General features: G+C 62.2%; 11 protein-coding genes and 2 tRNA genes. 12 read left to right on the top strand and 1 reads right to left on the bottom strand.

Annotated elements, in window-relative coordinates; all coding sequences use genetic code 11:
• Positions 1-52 precede the first annotated feature (52 nt).
• From PJ250_RS01095 to PJ250_RS01055, 9 genes are all read left to right on the top strand, one after another.
• The gene (locus PJ250_RS01095) at positions 53-3,265 is read left to right on the top strand and encodes a TonB-dependent receptor (protein ID WP_271646720.1); all 3,213 of its coding nucleotides are present in this window, start codon (positions 53-55) and stop codon (positions 3,263-3,265) included.
• Positions 3,266-3,405: 140 nt separating this feature from the next.
• Positions 3,406-4,788 carry a nucleotide 5'-monophosphate nucleosidase PpnN gene (ppnN, locus tag PJ250_RS01090; protein WP_271646719.1) on the top strand — a complete coding sequence of 461 codons (1,383 nt, stop codon included), beginning with the start codon at positions 3,406-3,408 and terminating at the stop codon, positions 4,786-4,788.
• Between the two features lie 167 nt (positions 4,789-4,955).
• On the top strand, positions 4,956-5,471 hold the full coding sequence (locus PJ250_RS01085) for a GspH/FimT family pseudopilin (protein ID WP_271646718.1): 516 nt from the start codon (positions 4,956-4,958) through the stop codon (positions 5,469-5,471).
• Positions 5,472-5,479: 8 nt separating this feature from the next.
• On the top strand, positions 5,480-5,953 hold the full coding sequence (gene pilV, locus PJ250_RS01080; RefSeq protein WP_271646717.1) for a type IV pilus modification protein PilV: 474 nt from the start codon (positions 5,480-5,482) through the stop codon (positions 5,951-5,953).
• An 11-nt stretch (positions 5,954-5,964) separates the two neighbouring features.
• Complete coding sequence (locus PJ250_RS01075) at positions 5,965-7,263, top strand: PilW family protein (RefSeq protein WP_271646716.1); 1,299 nt, start codon at positions 5,965-5,967, stop codon at positions 7,261-7,263.
• A gap of 2 nt (positions 7,264-7,265) precedes the next feature.
• Positions 7,266-7,748: a pilus assembly PilX family protein gene (locus PJ250_RS01070; RefSeq protein ID WP_271646715.1), complete on the top strand. Its 483-nt coding sequence runs from the start codon at positions 7,266-7,268 to the stop codon at positions 7,746-7,748.
• Between the two features lie 11 nt (positions 7,749-7,759).
• A complete protein-coding gene (locus tag PJ250_RS01065; RefSeq protein ID WP_271646714.1) occupies positions 7,760-12,949 on the top strand; it encodes a pilus assembly protein in 5,190 nt (1,729 codons plus the stop codon).
• A gap of 95 nt (positions 12,950-13,044) precedes the next feature.
• The gene (locus tag PJ250_RS01060; protein ID WP_271648477.1) at positions 13,045-13,428 is read left to right on the top strand and encodes a type IV pilin protein; all 384 of its coding nucleotides are present in this window, start codon (positions 13,045-13,047) and stop codon (positions 13,426-13,428) included.
• A gap of 66 nt (positions 13,429-13,494) precedes the next feature.
• Positions 13,495-13,571, top strand: a tRNA-Asn gene (locus tag PJ250_RS01055).
• Positions 13,572-13,649: 78 nt separating this feature from the next.
• Here PJ250_RS01055 and PJ250_RS01050 read toward each other — a convergent pair.
• On the bottom strand, positions 13,650-14,201 hold the full coding sequence (locus PJ250_RS01050; protein WP_271646713.1) for a GspH/FimT family pseudopilin: 552 nt from the start codon (positions 14,199-14,201) through the stop codon (positions 13,650-13,652).
• Between the two features lie 175 nt (positions 14,202-14,376).
• On the opposite strand from PJ250_RS01050, the gene uvrB reads away from it, so the two are divergent.
• The 3 genes from uvrB (at position 14,377) to PJ250_RS01035 (ending at position 17,073) form a co-directional block, all read left to right on the top strand.
• Complete coding sequence (uvrB, locus tag PJ250_RS01045; RefSeq protein ID WP_271646712.1) at positions 14,377-16,395, top strand: excinuclease ABC subunit UvrB; 2,019 nt, start codon at positions 14,377-14,379, stop codon at positions 16,393-16,395.
• A gap of 104 nt (positions 16,396-16,499) precedes the next feature.
• A tRNA-Val gene (locus tag PJ250_RS01040) sits at positions 16,500-16,574 on the top strand.
• Between the two features lie 229 nt (positions 16,575-16,803).
• Positions 16,804-17,073, top strand: coding sequence for a hypothetical protein (locus tag PJ250_RS01035; RefSeq protein WP_271646711.1), 270 nt, complete (start codon positions 16,804-16,806; stop codon positions 17,071-17,073).

Genomic DNA, 17,073 nt, shown 5'->3' with positions numbered 1-17,073 from the left:
GGCCGGCCAGCACGATTTTTTTCTGACCGCCCAAACCTTCGAGGCAGACGCAATGACCCAACATCGCCGTATCCGGACTTCCAAACTGGCCCTTGGCCTCCTGGCCATACTGGCCACCGCCCCCGCCATGGCGCAGAGCACCTCCGCTGGCGTCGGCGGTACGGTCATCGGTCCGGGTGGTGCACCCGTCTCCGGCGCCGAGGTGACCATCACCCACGTGGAATCCGGAACGGTCAGCCGCGCCACCACCGATGCCAGCGGCCGCTACACCGCCCGCGGCCTGCGCGTGGGCGGCCCGTACACGGTCACCATCACCAAGCCCGGCGAAGGCACCAAGACTGAAGACGGCGTCTACCTGACCCTGAACCAGGTCAACACGGTCGATGCGTCGCTGACCGGGGATGTGACCAATCTGGAGTCGGTCCAGGCCATCGGCTATGCCGGCGGTTCGGACGTCTTCAGTGCGACCAAGATGGGTTCCGGTACCAGCGTGGACCAGCAGAAGATCGAGGACCTGCCCTCGATCGGCGGCAACATCCAGGATTTCATGCGTCTGGATCCGCGTGTTGCGTTCGTCGATCGCGCGTCCGGCATGATCTCGGCCGGTGGTCAGAACCCGCGCTACAACTCGATCAACATCGACGGTGTCTCGGCCAGCGATACCTTCGGCCTGGAAGGCAACAACATGCCGACCCGCCGCCAGCCGGTGTCCATGGAGGCCATCGAGGCCATCGACATCGACCTGTCCAACTATGACGTCAGTCTGACCAGCGCCACCGGCGCCACGGTCAACGCCGTCACCAAGTCGGGCACCAACGAGTTCCACGGCTCCATCTATGGCTACATGCGCGATGGCAGCTGGTTCGGCGACGATCCGGAAGGCGAGAAGTTCAACGGCTTCGATTCGGAGAAGACCTACGGTGCCACCTTCGGCGGCCCGATCGTCAAGGACAAGCTGTTCTTCTTCGCCAACTACGAGAAGTTCAAACAGAAGGCCCCGGGCTTCGATCCGAGCACCACGCCGCTGGGCGATGGCGGGATCACCATGGATCAGATCACGCGTGCGCAGAGCATCGCCGCCGGCTACGGCATCGATGCCGGAACGCTGGACAGCAATGGCGACACCGATCTGGAAGAGTACGCGTTGAAGCTGGACTGGAACATCAGCGAAAACCACCGTGCCAACTTCCGTTACAGCAAGCTGGACCAGAGCAAGCTGCGGATCAATGGCATCAGCAACAGCGGCATCTCGCTGAGCTCGTACTGGTACCAGCAGGACAAGACGGTGGAAAGCTACGTCGGTCAGCTGTTCTCAGACTGGAGCGACAACTTCTCCACCGAATTCAAGGTCTCGTATCGCGACTACTCGGCGGTTCGCAATACGCCGACCACCGCGCCGAGCGTGCAGATCTTCTTTGGCGGCAATGAGAACCTGACCTCGCCGTCAGGCGACTCGATCTACCTGGGGACCGAGCAGTACTCGCAGAACAATGTCCTGGAAACCAAGACCTGGGACTACTACGGGGCCGGCACGCTGACCCTGGGCGACCACGACATCAAGTTCGGTGCCCAGTACAGCGATAACGACATCTACAACTACTTCGGCCAGCAGTCCTACGGCGTCTATACCTTCTACGGCCTGGACAACTTCGAGGCCGGTCGCTGGAGCACCTACGCGCTCCATGCGGAGACCGCGCCCAATTCGATCGCCGCTGACTTCCACGACAAGAACCTGGGCCTGTTCGTGCAGGACACGTGGTATGCGACGAACAACCTCACCTTGACCTTTGGCCTGCGTGCGGACAAGCCGAGCACCAGCCCCAGACCGCCAGTGGCTCCGGGCGTGCAGGAGACCTTCGGATACGACAACACCCAGGTGTTTGACGATGCGTTCCTGATCCAGCCGCGCTTCGGCTTCAACTACAACTTCGAGAGCGAGCGTCCGACCCAGCTGCGCGGCGGCGTGGGCCTGTTCCAGGGTGCTGCCCCGTCGGTGTGGGTGGGCAACAGCTACGCGAACGCGGGTGCGGCGAACTACATCGCCTACTTCGAGAGCCTAAGCGGGGACGGCCCGGATTACACCACGCTGCCATTCAGTGGCGACGGGCTCAACCAGCCGCGACCGACCGACCCGTCCTCGACCGTGTTCGATGCCAACTTCACGTCGGGCAAGGACTTCAAGTTGCCGTCCACCTGGAAGGCCAACCTGGCGATTGACCATGAGACCCCTTGGTACGGCATCGTTGCCTCGGCCGAGCTGTTGATGACCAAGGTCAAGAACGGGCTGTATTACCGCAGCCTCAACCTGGGCCCAGGATTCACAGGTCCGGACGGCCGCACGCTGTACTGGAACCCCAATCAGGCCGCCTTCACCAGCTCGCGCTATGACCGTGATCGCGACTTCGGCTATGTGTACCTGATCGACAACACCAGCAAGGGCAAGACCAACCAGTTCACCGTCTCGCTGACCAAGCCCTGGACTGCGAACAGCGACTGGTCCTGGAGCCTGGGCTACACCTACACCGACGCCGAGGAAGTCGGTCCGCTGACCAGCTCGACGGCCAGTTCCGGCTATACCTACCAGTACAGCTTCAACTCCGGCGAAGACGTGGCCAAGACCTCGCGTTACGAGATCCACGATCGCTTCTCTGGCTCGTTGAACTGGAACCACAACTTCTTCGGTGACTACCAGACCCAGGTCGGTCTGGTGTACGAAGGCCGCAGCGGCCGTCCTTACAGCTACGTCTTCAACGGCGACGCCAACGGCGACAACCGCAGCAACAACGATCTGTTCTACGTGCCGTCCGGTCAGGGCGATGTGTTGTTCGGGTCCATCACCAACGGTGCCTATGTGGCCGATCCGGCGATGGAGCAGAAGTTCTACGCATGGCTTGAAGATCACCCGGACCTTGCTAAGTACAAGGGCCGTTACGCGCCTGCCAACGGCTTCCGCTCAAGCTGGGTGAACACCTTCGACCTGCGCATCAGCCAGGAAATCCCGGGCTTCATGAAGGGGCACAAGGCGCAGGTGTGGCTGGACATCCAGAACGTCGGCAACCTGATCAACAAGGACTGGGGCCACGTGATCGACTACGGCTTCTACGCTGACGCGCGCGTTGCACGCCTGGTGGGCATCTCCGACGGCAAGTACGTGTACAACTTCAGCAGCGCCGACGAGCCGACCGTGGCCAACGGCGACGCCGATGGCTTCGATCAGGGCATTTCGCAGTGGTCGGCCCAGGTGGGCTTCCGCTACGAGTTCTAAGCTCGGCGCCACGCTGGATCGCAAGACGAACGGCCGGGGAGACCCGGCCGTTCTTGCGTCTGGCGGTGGCGACATATCCGGCAATGCCAGCCTGCGCTAAAGTCATCGGTCAGACAAAGAGAAGAATCAGGAACACGCAGATGAGTGAAGCGGCAGCCCGGGCGCTCCCGGTCGTGAGTACCCGAATCTATCCACGCGGCGGGCTCGATGTCCTCTCCCGGACCGAAGTGGCGCGCCTGCGCGATGCCTCCGCCGGTGGCATGCACGAGCTCCTGCGGCGCTGCGCGCTGGCCGTGCTGACCAGCGGCAGTGCCTCCGACGACCCGCGTGCCGCGCGCGACCTGTACCCGGATTTCGACATCCAGGTGCTGCAGCGCGACCGCGGCGTGCGCATTGAGCTGGTCAATGCGCCGGCCATGGCTTTCGTCGATGGCGAAATCATCCGTGGCGTCGCCGAGTTGCTGTTCGCCGTCGTCCGCGATCTGGCCTACATGGCCATCGAGCTGGGCGAGGAGTACGCGGCCGACCTGGAGACTTCGGCGGGCATCACCGATGCGGTGTTCGGGCAGCTGCGCAACGCGCGCATCCTCAAGCCCGCCGAGCCGAACCTGGTGGTGTGCTGGGGGGGGCATTCGATTTCCCGCGAGGAGTACCTCTACACCAAGGAGGTCGGCTACGAGCTTGGCCTGCGCGGGATGGACATCTGCACCGGCTGCGGACCCGGCGCCATGAAAGGGCCAATGAAGGGCGCCACGATTGGCCACGCCAAGCAGCGCCAGAAGCAGACGCGCTACATCGGGATCACCGAGCCGGGGATCATCGCGGCCGAATCGCCCAACCCGATCGTCAACCACCTGGTCATCATGCCGGACATCGAGAAGCGCCTGGAGGCCTTCGTCCGCATCGGGCACGGCATCATCGTCTTCCCGGGCGGGGTGGGCACCGCGGAGGAGATCCTGTACCTGCTGGGCATCCTGCTGCGCGAGGAAAACGCCGACCTGCCATTCCCGCTGGTGCTCACCGGTCCGGTGGTGGCCGCGCCTTATTTCGAGCAGATCGACAAGTTCATCCGCATGACCCTGGGCGAGGCCGCCGCGTCGCGTTACCAGATCATCGTGGGCGACCCGGTGGCGGTCTCCCAGGTCATGAGGGAGGGGATATCCAAGGTCCGTGAGCATCGCAAGGCGGTCAAGGATGCCTACTACTTCAACTGGGCGATCGATATCCCGCTGGCGTTCCAGCAGCCGTTCGTGCCCAGTCACGAGGCCATGGCCCAACTCGACCTGCACCACGGGCGCGCCCCGCATGCCATCGCGGCCGACCTGCGCCGTGCGTTTTCCGGCATCGTCGCCGGCAATGTGAAGGAAGACGGCATGCGCCGGATCGAGGAACACGGCCCGTTCGAGATCCATGGCGATCCCGATATCATGGCGGCTCTCGACGCACTGCTGCAGGCCTTCGTCGCCCAGCGACGCATGAAGATCGCCGGCGACTACAAGCCTTGCTATCGCGTAGTGACCTGACCCGGCCTGCCTGGCGTCGCCGCGTTTCTCGGAAGGGGGGGGCGACGTCTCGGCGAAGCGCCCGTGCGTCCGTCCCGGGTTTGCTACCGTTCATCGAACCGGCCTGTGTCGCACGGTGATGCCCGGGTAGGCTGTATGAGCCGGAATGGGCATACAGGGATCTGGGGATGGGGCGTTCTTTCAAATTGCGCGGCTTCACGCTGCTTGAGCTGATGGTCGTGGTCGCCATTGCGGCGGTGCTGCTGGCCATTGGGTTGCCCAGTTTCCAAAACACACTGCGGTCCAATCGTCTGGCCACGACCAGCAACCAGTTCACGGCGGCCATCGCGATGGCCCGTAGCGAGGCCATCAAGAGCACGCTAGCCGCCGGCATGTGTCCTAGCGCCAACGGCACTGCCTGCGGCAATGACTGGAACGCGGGCTGGCTGGTGTGGAGTGACCCCAATCGCAACGGGGTACTTGATGCAGGCGAAACCGTGATCAGCTATTTCGCCAACAGTGGCGCCATCAGCGTCACGGTCGGCGTCAAGCCACTGCGCTTCGACGCGCGAGGCGTTCCGTCCACCGCGGCCGGTGCCATGGTGCTTGCAAGCAATCCGTGCCCCGCCGGCCAGCAGCTGAGGAACACCATCACAATGACCAGTACCGGACAGGTGCGGTCACAGAAGGGGAATTGCCCATGAGCCACTCATTGCGCAGGCGCATCGGGCGTCGCGGGCATGCCGGTTTCACCCTGATCGAGGTGATGATCGCCGTGCTCATCATGGGGCTGGGCCTGCTGGGTTTCGCAATGCTGCAGACCATGAGCGTGCGCTTCACCAAGAGCGCGCAGGACCGCACGATCGCGACCAACCTGGCCTATGAACTGGTCGATATGATGCGCACCCAGCGCTCGCAGGCCTCCTATTACAACGGCATCACCTACGGCAGCTTCGGTAGCATCACGGGCACCGAAGACGCCTGTAAGCGGACATCCAGCGCGACACCGAACGAGATCATCGCCCGTTGGCGCTGCGAGGTGCGTCGCGCCTTTCCTGATGGGGACGCCCAGGTTGCGCTGGCCGCGGACGGTGAGGTCACGGTCACCTTGCGTTGGACGGACGCTTACTGGGAGCAGGATGCCGCTAAGCAAAAGAGCCAGATCGAGCTGAAGAGCCGCCTATGACGTCCAGGACCATGCCCGCGTTGCGTCGCCATCAGGCCGGCTTGTCGCTCATCGAACTGATGATCGCCATCACCATCGGCCTGATCCTGATCCTGGGGTTAGTGCAGGTCTTCAGCGCATCCAGCGCCGCTTACAGACTGTCGCAGGGCGTTGCCCGCAACCAGGAAAATGCGCGCTTCTCCCTGGATTTCCTGCAGCGGGATATCCGCATGGCGGGTCATGCCGGTTGCGTCAACGATCAGTCGCTGTATTCGACCGATGCCGCTGGGAAGATCACGGGGGGCAATATTCGCTCCTTGTTCATGACCAGCGCCCAGCGCGAGGCCAACGATGCCTCTAGCTTGGCATTTCCGTTGCGCTTCGATATTTCGATCCAAGGCTTCGAGGCAAACAATACCTCGCCCGACGACATTCTGACCGTGGCCACCACGCCGGCGGCGGGCGGCGCGGGGGATTGGACGCCTGCGCTCCCAACGGCGCTCACCGACAACTCCATCAATCCCAAGCCCATTCGTGGCAGTGACATCATCGTCCTGCGCTACATGTCGCCGATCCAGACCACGGTGACATCAATGGCGGTCACCACGACCGGGAATTCCGCCCTGGGCTACCCCAGTGAAAGTGCCGCCGACAGCAGCAAGGTCGCCACAGGCGGATCGGCCGGCCTATTCGCGATCGGCAACTGCGGAGCCACTTCGGTGTTCCAGGCGTCTGCCGCACCCGGCAACACCTCCATGAATGTCAACGTCACTGGGCTCAACCAGACGGCGCTCGGCTATACGGTTGCCAGCGATAACGCCTTGGTGACGGAGAACTATTCATACGCGCCAAATCAGACCTGGCTATATCGGGCCGAAACCATGGCCTATTTCGTCGCACTTAATCCGACGACGAATGTCCCGTCGCTGTATCGCGTGCGCTGGACGGCGCCGGCGGGGGGGGCATTGCAGGCGGTGCAGGAAGAAATGGTTGAAGGCGTGGAATCGATGCAGTTGCGTTACGGAGAGGACTCTGCGGCGCTCACAGCTGCCTTTGCCAGCGGGTTGATCAACAAGACCGCTTCGGCGGCTGATATCGGAACTCCGCTGCCGAATACAGCGGCCGGAATCACCAGCGCCAAGCGTTGGCGACGAGTTGGGAGCGTCCAGCTGGGCCTCTTGATCCGGGGAACAAACGACCGGGCGGTCGTCGGCCAGCCGGTCCAAGCGATCAATGTCATGGGGGTGACGATGAATACACCGGCCGACGGTAACTACCGGCATGGCTATGACACCACCATCGCCCTGCGCAATCGGCTGTTCGGAAATTGATCATGACCTCTCCCAAGCGCCATTCTCGCATCATGGCCCCACGTCGTGCGCAATCCGGTGCGGCGCTGTACATCGCCTTGATCATGCTCATTCTGCTGGCCCTGATCGGAATCGTCGGGATGCAGGTTGCAACCATGCAGGAGCGCATGTCTGCGAACTTCCAGTCCGCCAACATGGCGTTTCAACGCGCTGAGGGGAATATTCGCCAGCGTGAGGCCGACATCACCAATGGCACCTCCTACGCATATGAAGACTGTGCCAACCCGGTCGATCCCACTGTATGGGCCAACGCAATTCCGGCGACGACAGTGAGCGATACACGCACGGTCAACATCAGCATTTGCACCGCGCAATGCAGCGCCAAGGCAGGCGCCGACAAGGAACTATGCAATATGTTCCGCACGACGGCGTTCAGTCGCGACCGCGACTCGGTGGCCGATTCCAGTTCGGCCGCTGCGGTCGACACCATCTTCATCAAGCCCTGAAGGCACACGTCATGCGCATCCGCCATCTCCTGCCTGCGCTGCTGCTGCTCGGATTGCTGGTCTTCGTCGGCAAGGCCCTGACCCAGGCCACGCCCACCCAGCTTCCCGTAGCCCAGGCGCCCTTGTTCACCAAGACTGCATTGCCGCCACTGAACATGCTGGTGATGGGCAAGGACCACAAGATCTACTTCTCGGCTTACAACGATACCTCCGACCTGGATGGCGACGGCATCCTGGACGTCGGTTACCGCGGCTACGTTCTCAAGCCAAACCCCGCCGAAGGCGAGTCAAAGTACAAGATTGATTACTACGGGTACTTCAATTCGTATGTCTGCTATGCCTGGTCCGGCACCACGGGCGAGAGCGCGTCCGGGCAGTTTGTCCCCCAGTCCTACACCGCGGACAAGACCTGTGGCGGCACCTACTGGAGCGGTGACTTCCTCAATTACTTGACCACTTCCCGCATGGATGCCCTGCGCAAGGTGCTCTATGGCGGCTACCGCGCGGTGGATGATGCCGACAAGACAGTGCTGGAGGGTTCGTTCTTCCCGCAGGACGGCCACAGCTGGGGCAAGGAATACCAGAGCATCGACCGCGACGGGTATGACATCCGCAAGTACGCACCGCTTGGACTGCCAAGCTCGGGTAAGTACCATCTGTTTGCGATCACCACCACCCAGGATTTCGCCAGTTCCGGCTACAACGGCCCGCTGTTCCGCGTGCTGCAAAATACATCCACTCGTGTCTACAACTGGCTCTCCATCGAGGCCCCGGTTGCCGGCAATAAATGCTTCAACAGCAGTAACCAGCGTGTGGACTGCACAAGCGCCGGCACACCGCAGGCCTATCCGGGTCATCCCGGTGATCGTGCAGCATTTGATACGATGGAAACTAATTACGCCAAACCAGCGTATCAGTTCGGCAGTGGCGTTATTTCGAGCAGCACGATCAACTGCGCAAGTAACTGCAATCCTTACGGCGCCAACGACAATTTTCTGACCATCATGCAGGGTACTTTCAATACCTTGCAGACTGGCCTATTAGAAACTGGCCGGTACGAATTCGCCGTGGATGGCGATGACGCGGTCGACGTTCAGATCCTTAATGGGAACAATGTTGTTGGTCGGGCTGGCTACTACGGAGGTCATGGCGCCTGCAACTGCCAGAATTATTCAACTGGCATCTTGAATCTGGGTCAGGGCAAAAGCTATACCATCCGCTTCCGAATGGAGGAGGCGGCTGGTGGTGAAGCGTTCTATCTACGTTTCCGGCGTGAACGGACCGCGCTCGGGGGCGGCGGCTGGAGCAACTGGACGATCGTTCCGGTATACAACGGAGGTCCGCTCAACCCGACGGCCGGCTTTGTGGATGGCTCGCTCTCAATCGCCACCTACAATCTGACGCCGTCCACTGATCCTGTAACGCGTCAGGATTACCGGGTGCGCGTGCAGGTCTGCACCAACAATGCCGCCGTGCGGGACGATACGTGCAAGGCGTATCCCAATGGCAACTACAAGCCCACGGGCATCCTGCATGACTACGGCGAAGAGAACCGGATGTATTTCGGTCTGATCACCGGCTCCCAGCCTAACAACATCGAAGGCGGTGTGCTGAGGAGGAATATCGGAAGTTTTTCGGATGAAATTAATCCGACGACGGGGCAGTTCAATAGCGTCGTTGGTATCGCCAAGACCATCAGCAGTCTGCGCATGATTGGTGGCGCCTACGGTGGTAGCGTCACCAACAACTACAACTCGGATACTGCGTTCAACTGGGGCAACGGCAAAGGGAACTGTGGCGGGTCCGCGAACCCGATCAGCAACGGCAACTGCCGCATGTGGGGCAATCCGATTGCGGAGATGTTGTATGAGTCGATGCGCTACTTCGCCGGTGCTTCCACACCGACGCCGCGCTTCGCCAACAGTCCGGCCAGCTCCAATGGAGCTGCGGAAGAGGTCGCAATGGGCCTGCCGAGCCCGAGCTGGGTAGATCCCTATCGCAAGAACGGTGGCTATCCGTTCTGCGCCAAGCCGTATCAGACCATCATTAGCGACATCAATCCGAGTTACGATGGAGACCTACCGGGCAGCGCCTTCAACGCGAACGCAACCACTGGCGATACGCCTTCGACCCTGAAGGCGTTCTCTGCGGCAGCAGAGGGACAGGAGATCTGGAACCAGCAGTTCGGCGGCAGCCGCAATGTGTTCATCGGCGACGTGGGTGGCGTCACCGACGGCGCGCCGACGCCCAAGCTCGCCACCTCGTTTGGCAATATCCGCGGCCTGTCGCCGGAAGAACCAACCAAAAACGGCACGTATTATTCGGCGAGCGTGGCGCGCTATGGTCATGTCAATGACGTCAGTGCCGCAGCGGGTGATCAGAAGATCAACACCTATGCGATTGCATTGGCTTCGCCGCTACCCAAGTTTCAGTTTGGCAACATCACCATCCTGCCGTTCGGCAAGACGGTCAGCGGCACCTTCGGCGGCGACACGCGCAAACCGACCAACACCATCGTGGCGCTGTATATCGAGCAGATCGAAAATCTGAACGGTACAACCAAGGATGACGTCAACGGCGGTCGTCCCTACGCATCTTTCCGCATCAGCTATGAGGATGTGGAGCAGGGTAACGACTTCGATATGGATGCTATCGTGCGCTATGTCGTTACCCAAAATGCCGACAAGACGGTCACCGTCAATCTCACCTCCGAATATGCGGCCGGCAGTGCGAACCAAAACCTGGGTTATGTGATCTCGGGCACAACCAAGGACGGCGTCTATCTGGAGGTGCGTGATTCTGACAGTGCGCAAAACACGTCTGTTTACGCCCTCAATACGCCAGCGGGCGTCGATGCGGGCGGTTGTGCGACGCCCGGGGCGACGGGGACTGCGCCCTGCAATGCGGGTTTGACGCTGAATGCGTCCAGAACCTTTACGCCTTCTGCGACATCGACGGCGGTTCAGTTGCAAGACCCGCTGTGGTATGCCGCAAAATTCGGTGGTTTTGCCGATACCGGAAAAAATGGCGTGATCACGAGTGCGGCGCAATGGGACGCGGACGGTAACGGCACCCCCGATAACTACTTCCTGGTGACCAATCCGCTTTATCTGCGTCCGCAGCTGGAAAAGGCGTTTGACACTATCCAAGCTGACTCAGCGAACAGCGGCTCACTGGCGATTGCCGGTGCGCAGGTGTCGTCCAACTCCTTCGCGGTCTTGCCCTCCTATGCCAGCCCCAATGGCGTCGACTGGATCGGCGACCTCAAGGCATTCCGGCTCACCTCTGCCGGCTTGCTTGGTACGCAGCTCTGGTCGGCGGCTGCGCTCCTTCCGAGCACTTCAGCCGGTGTGGATGCGCGGAAGATCTATACGGCGTTGGCGCCGGTCGCCTCGGCCAACAGGGGAACCGTCGTCAAGGAGTTCCGCGCTACCAACCTCGGATCGTCGCGAGCTGAAGTGCTGGCGCAGCTGGGCTACCCCACCGAAGGGGAATTCAACGTCGACTTCGGTAGCGGCATGTCGGCCGATTCGATCGTGAAATATTTGCGTGGCGACAAGACGGCGCAAGGTACGACCCTCAATTCTGCGCCTTACCGGACGCGCAGCAGCATCATGGGAGACATCATCAACTCCGCGCCGGTGGTCTCAAGCAAACGCTCCGACTTCGGCTGGTCTTCAGCCGGTGGGTTGAGCGCGGCGCAGCGCACGGCTTACACCAGCTACGTGAACGGCAAGGCTTCGAAGCGCGAATATGCCTTCGTAGGTGCCAACGACGGTATGTTGCATGCCTTCAATGATGCGGGTGTCGAATCCTTTGCCTATGTTCCCAACTCGCTGCTGGGACGCACGCGTCTGACCGGGCTCGGTTACCTGGCCAATCGCAGCTATTCACATCGCTACTACGTCGACGGAAAATTGACCGTCGCCGACGCCCTGATGGCCACGACCGGCAATTGGGGAACCGTCCTGGTCGGAGGACTCGGTGCGGGCCAGAAGGGCGCTTTTGGTCTCAACGTGACCAATCCGGATTCGTTCGGTGCCAACGACGTGCTCTGGGAGGTCAACGACAAGAGCAGCACCCCCGCGGTTGCCGCCGATATCGGTCTGGTCATGGGGCAGCCGGTCGTCGTCCCGCTGGATAACGGGAAATGGGTGGCGCTGTTTGGCAATGGGTATAACAGTACCAACGGGGACCCGGTGCTGTTCGTGGTCGACGTGGAATCCGGCGCGGTACTAGCCAGGGTCAAGCCCAACTGGAAGGTCTCGGATCTGCTCAACACCAATGCGATGAACGGGCTGGGCAATATCGCAGTGGCCGACACCAACGGCGATGGCCTGGTGGACAGTGTCTATGGCGGCGATCTGCAGGGCAACGTGTGGAAGTTCGACCTCAGTGGCGCCACAGCGGCGTCCTGGAATGTGGCTTACAGCGGCAATGCCCTGTTCACCGCCAAGGATCCCAGTGGCAATCGCCAGCCGATCACGGGCGGGCTCGAGCTGTCGGTGGGGCCGAACGGCGGCTACATGGTCTATTTCGGGACAGGCCGGTATTTCGCCACGGGGGACAACAACACGACGGATCTGCAGACGGTGTACGGAATCTGGGACAACGGGTCGTCAACGGTCACCGGACGCGGGGTCCTTGCTCAGCAGCAGATTCTGTCGGATGACAACACCACGCCACCGACGCGCAGTGTGTCGAGCAATGCGGTCAATTTCCTTGCGCAGCGGGGCTGGTACATGGATCTGGCGGTCAAGGACACCAACGGAAAGTACGTGCTCACCGGCGAGCGGATGATCGGCAATCCGCGTATCCAGAGCGGCAAGATCTATTTCCCGACCTACATTCCCAGCGTCGGTTCGGACTGTGTGCCAGGCGGCACCAACTGGCTCTACGGGCTGAATCCGCTCTCCGGCGCGGCCGCGCTTGGCCAAGTGGCGGTCGCACCTGACAATACGCCCGTGGGAAGCGGCAGCACCGGCGGTGTGTCGTCGGGGAGTGGTGCGCCCAGCCAGGGAGTAGGCGTGACCCAGCCCAGCCCAACGTTGCCCACCTACTGCAACCCGGCCGATCCTGACTGCGTCCCTGATTCGCCAACGGGCACATGCAGCGAGGTGGTGGTCGATCCAATCAATCCGACCCAGTCGCTGACTATCCAGCGCGTCTGTGGAAGGCAGTCCTGGAGACAATTGCGATGAAAGTGCGACACCAAGTAGCGACTGGCGAGATCCGTACTGTCACTGGGGAGGGGCGGCAACTAGGCCGCGAGAAGGGCTTCACCTTGGTCGAGCTCATGATCGTCGTTGCGGTTGTGGCCATTCTCGCCGCTATCGCGTATCCCTCCTACCAGAACCAGGTGCGTAAGTCGCGACGCGCGCAGGCCAAGGCGGATCTGGTGGAATCGGCGCAGATTCTCGAGCGATATCACACAGTCAACAACTCGTATGGCACCAGCATGGCGGCGGTCAATGGGCTGACAAACCAATCTCCCAGAACGGGGACCGCGCAATACACCATCGCCATCTCTAACCAGGCGGCGAACACCTACACGCTCACCGCCACACCGACCACGACGCAGGGCCAGAACAAGGACAGCTGCGGCACGCTGACCCTGAACCAGGCTGGCGCGCGTGGTTCGGGCGCGAGCGGGACGGCCAACAACCCGGATTGCTTCTGACCGCGATTCGCCGATGCAATCGGACGGTTGCCGAACATCTGGCGACCGTCTACAATTTGCGCCCCCGCCCGAATAGCTCAGCCGGTTAGAGCACTTGACTGTTAATCAGGGGGTCGTTGGTTCGAGTCCAACTTCGGGCGCCAGATTCAGGAAAAGGCCTGCAGCAATGCAGGCCTTTTTTTGTGCGGCTTGTCCCGGACCGGACGGGACCTGTTTCGACCTCAATCCGCGCACGCCCCGTCATCCGGCGCGCGCTCGACCCTGGCGCGTCCGCTGCGATTGACGATCACGGCCGCGCGGGTAGTGCTGCCCTGGCACAGGCGAATTGTGAGGTTGCTGCCCGCCGCACTGCCATTGGCCAGGAAGGTGGCGCGCGGTCTGCCGCTGGTGGAGACGATCCGTAGGCCGGCATCGCGAGGGGCATGTTCCATGCGAAGAATCTCATCCGGGAGATCGGGCTGACGATTGCCGTCCGGGTCGTAGAACATCATCCAGCCTTGCGTCCAGTCGCTGTCGGCGCGGCAGCCTTTCAGGCCGTCGTACGGGCACACCACGGTCGGGGTGTGGTAGCTGATCGCCGTGCTCCGGGCGGACGCCATGAACGATGTAATCAGATTGGTCGTGGCGCTTTCCCGCTGTCGCTGGAGTAGGCCGTGATAGGAAGGGATGGCAACGGCGACCCCGAGGCTGACCAGGGTCACAACGATGCTGGCTTCCAGGAGCGTAAAGCCTCGGCAGCGAGTGTGCTTTGCGGCGCGGCAGGTTCTGTTCATCGGGCAATCCTTTGTCCGTGGCGGTGTGAGTAAGTGTCGCCCGCAGGCTCGGCGCCGGGCATCGGCGGCCGCCTTGCTTGGCTGTCGGACAGGCCGCATCAGGGGGTAGGAAATCCCTGCATCCGGGCCTCACCTGGCCCGGGTCTATACTTTTCGCTCGTGCAAGGCAGGTCCCATGACTGAACGTTTCCAGCTCGTTTCCCCGTACTCCCCCGCGGGCGACCAGCCCGCGGCCATCGACCGGCTGACCGAGAATTTCGAGTCCGGCCTGGCCAAGCAAACCCTGCTGGGCGTGACCGGCTCGGGCAAGACCTACACCATCGCCAACGTGGTCGAGCGCATCCAGAAGCCGACCCTGGTCATGGCGCCCAACAAGACCCTGGCCGCGCAGCTCTACGGCGAGTTCAAGTCGTTCTTCCCGCACAACGCGGTGGAGTACTTCGTCAGTTATTACGACTACTACCAGCCGGAAGCCTACGTGGCGGCTTCGGACACGTTCATCGAGAAGGACAGCTCGATCAACGAGCACATCGAGCAGATGCGCCTGGCGGCGACCAAGACGCTGCTGTCCCGGCGCGATGCGCTGGTAGTGGCCACCGTCTCGGCGATCTACGGCCTGGGCGCGCCGGAAGACTATCTCTCCCTGCGCCTGATCCTGTCCAAGGGCGAGCACATCGACCAGCGCCAGCTGATCCGCCACCTGACCGATCTGCAGTACACGCGTAACGAATACGAACTGCAGCGCGGCGCCTTCCGCGTGCGCGGCGAGGTGATCGACGTGCATCCGGCAGAAAACGACGTGGAGGCGCTGCGGATCGAGCTGTTCGATGGCGAGGTCGAGCAGCTGACCCTGTTCGATCCGTTGACCGGCGAGACCCTGCGCAAGGTGCCGCGCTTCACGATCTACCCCAAGACGCACTACGCCACCACGCGCGAGCGCACCCTGAGCGCCGTGGACAGCATCAAGCTGGAACTGAAGGAGCGGCTGGACCAGCTCTACGCCCAGAACAAGCTGGTCGAAGCCCAGCGCCTAGCCCAGCGCACCCAGTTCGATTTGGAGATGATGGCCGAGGTCGGGTTCTGTTCAGGCATCGAGAACTATTCGCGGCACCTAACCGGCAAGGGGCCGGGCGAGCCGCCGCCGACGCTGTTCGACTACTTGCCCGCCGATGCGCTACTGGTCATCGACGAGTCGCACGTGACCATTCCGCAGATCGGCGCGATGTACAAGGGCGACCGCTCGCGCAAGGAGACCCTGGTGGAGTTCGGGTTCCGCCTGCCGTCCGCGCTGGACAACCGCCCGCTGCGCTTCGAGGAGTGGGAGGCGCGTTCGCCTCGCAGCATTTACGTTTCCGCCACGCCTGGGCCTTATGAACTGCGTGAATCCGATGGCGAGATCACCGAACTGGTGGTGCGCCCGACCGGCCTGACCGATCCGGAGGTGGAGATTCGTCCGGTCGGCACCCAGGTCGACGACCTGCTGTCGCAGATCACCGAGCGGATCGGCTGGGGCGATCGGGTCCTGGTCACCACGCTGACCAAGCGCATGGCCGAGAACCTGACCGAGTACCTGGGCGAGCACGGCGTCAAGGTGCGCTACCTGCACTCGGATATCGACACGGTCGAACGCGTGGAGATCATCCGCGACCTGCGCCTGGGCAAGTTCGATGTGCTGGTCGGCATCAACCTGCTGCGCGAGGGCCTGGACATGCCCGAGGTGTCACTGGTAGCGATCCTGGATGCGGACAAGGAGGGCTTCCTGCGCTCGACCGGCTCGCTGATCCAGACCATCGGCCGCGCTGCACGCAACCTGCGCGGCAAGGCGATTCTCTATGCCGACCGGCTTACACCGTCCATGAAGGCCGCGATCGAGGAGACCGACCGCCGCCGGCAGAAGCAGGAGGAGTACAACATCGAGCACGGCATCGTGCCCAAGTCGGTGGCACGCCCGATCATGGACATCATGGAAGGCGCGCGCGACGCAGCCAACGACGAGGCACCCAAGCGCGGCAAGGGGCGCAGGGTCGCCGAGCCGTCTGAGAACTACGGGGCGTTGAGTCAGTCGCAGATCGCCGCGAAGCTCAAGGAGCTGGAGACCCGGATGTACCAGCACGCCCGCGACCTGGAGTTCGAGGACGCCGCCCGGTTGCGCGATGAGATCGGCAAGCTCAAGGCCGTTAGCCTCTCGGTCTAGGGGTAAGGCGGCCACGGCAGAAAATTCGACCGGGCCCGTTCCCGTCCAGCCGAAGGGGTGGTATGATGCGCGCCCTCCCAGCGAGGGCGCAATTTGATTGCGACGGGCGGTTAGCTCAGCGGTAGAGCACTACCTTGACATGGTAGGGGTCACAGGTTCGAACCCTGTACCGCCCACCACCTTTCCCTTGGCGGGGCAGGTGGGACAAGAAAGGCCGGGCATTGCCCGGCTTTTTTGCGTCTGGGTTTGGACTAGGTGGTCCTGGTGTGGAGCGCCCGGAGATACCCGTTTCGAAGCGGCCGGCTGCGGAGTATGGGCAGTTCCCCTTCCGGTCTGCCGCATCAAGGTGGCCGGCGCGCACCCGGATGGCTTAGGATCGTGTCGTCGCACCGGTGAAGGAACGCCAGGGTGGAATATCGCCACACGATTCTGCAGAAGCATGGCTATCAGGTTGTCGCCCTGACACGCGACGCGGACCCCGCCTACGCCCCCGACGAAGTGATCGGGTACGCCGTGGTCACCGACTCCGGCGCCAAGCTGCGCGACGAGCCTTCGCTCGAAGAGGCGCGGCTCTACATGGAGCAATTGCTCGAGGATCTGCAACCTGAGCGCGCGGATGACGCGCGTCCACGCCGACGCCGCTCCGTGCGCCCCAAGCGCTCAGGTCCCACCCGCTGA

It is taken from the genome of Pseudoxanthomonas sp. JBR18 (assembly GCF_028198165.1).
In the GTDB taxonomy this organism is placed as follows: domain Bacteria; phylum Pseudomonadota; class Gammaproteobacteria; order Xanthomonadales; family Xanthomonadaceae; genus Pseudoxanthomonas_A.
Note: the sequence above shows the minus strand (reverse complement) of the source record. Positions and strands in the feature narration are given on the sequence as shown.

What these genes read in the sequence shown, in the direction of transcription:
- PJ250_RS01095 (WP_271646720.1), top strand. Translation starts at nt 53, where the DNA reads ATGACCCAACATCGCCGTATCCGGACTTCCAAACTGGCCCTTGGCCTC.
- ppnN (WP_271646719.1), top strand. Translation starts at nt 3,406, where the DNA reads ATGAGTGAAGCGGCAGCCCGGGCGCTCCCGGTCGTGAGTACCCGAATC.
- PJ250_RS01085 (WP_271646718.1), top strand. Translation starts at nt 4,956, where the DNA reads ATGGGGCGTTCTTTCAAATTGCGCGGCTTCACGCTGCTTGAGCTGATG.
- PJ250_RS01075 (WP_271646716.1), top strand. Translation starts at nt 5,965, where the DNA reads ATGCCCGCGTTGCGTCGCCATCAGGCCGGCTTGTCGCTCATCGAACTG.
- PJ250_RS01070 (WP_271646715.1), top strand. Translation starts at nt 7,266, where the DNA reads ATGACCTCTCCCAAGCGCCATTCTCGCATCATGGCCCCACGTCGTGCG.
- PJ250_RS01065 (WP_271646714.1), top strand. Translation starts at nt 7,760, where the DNA reads ATGCGCATCCGCCATCTCCTGCCTGCGCTGCTGCTGCTCGGATTGCTG.
- PJ250_RS01060 (WP_271648477.1), top strand. Translation starts at nt 13,045, where the DNA reads ATGATCGTCGTTGCGGTTGTGGCCATTCTCGCCGCTATCGCGTATCCC.
- PJ250_RS01050 (WP_271646713.1), bottom strand. Translation starts at nt 14,201, where the DNA reads ATGAACAGAACCTGCCGCGCCGCAAAGCACACTCGCTGCCGAGGCTTT.
- uvrB (WP_271646712.1), top strand. Translation starts at nt 14,377, where the DNA reads ATGACTGAACGTTTCCAGCTCGTTTCCCCGTACTCCCCCGCGGGCGAC.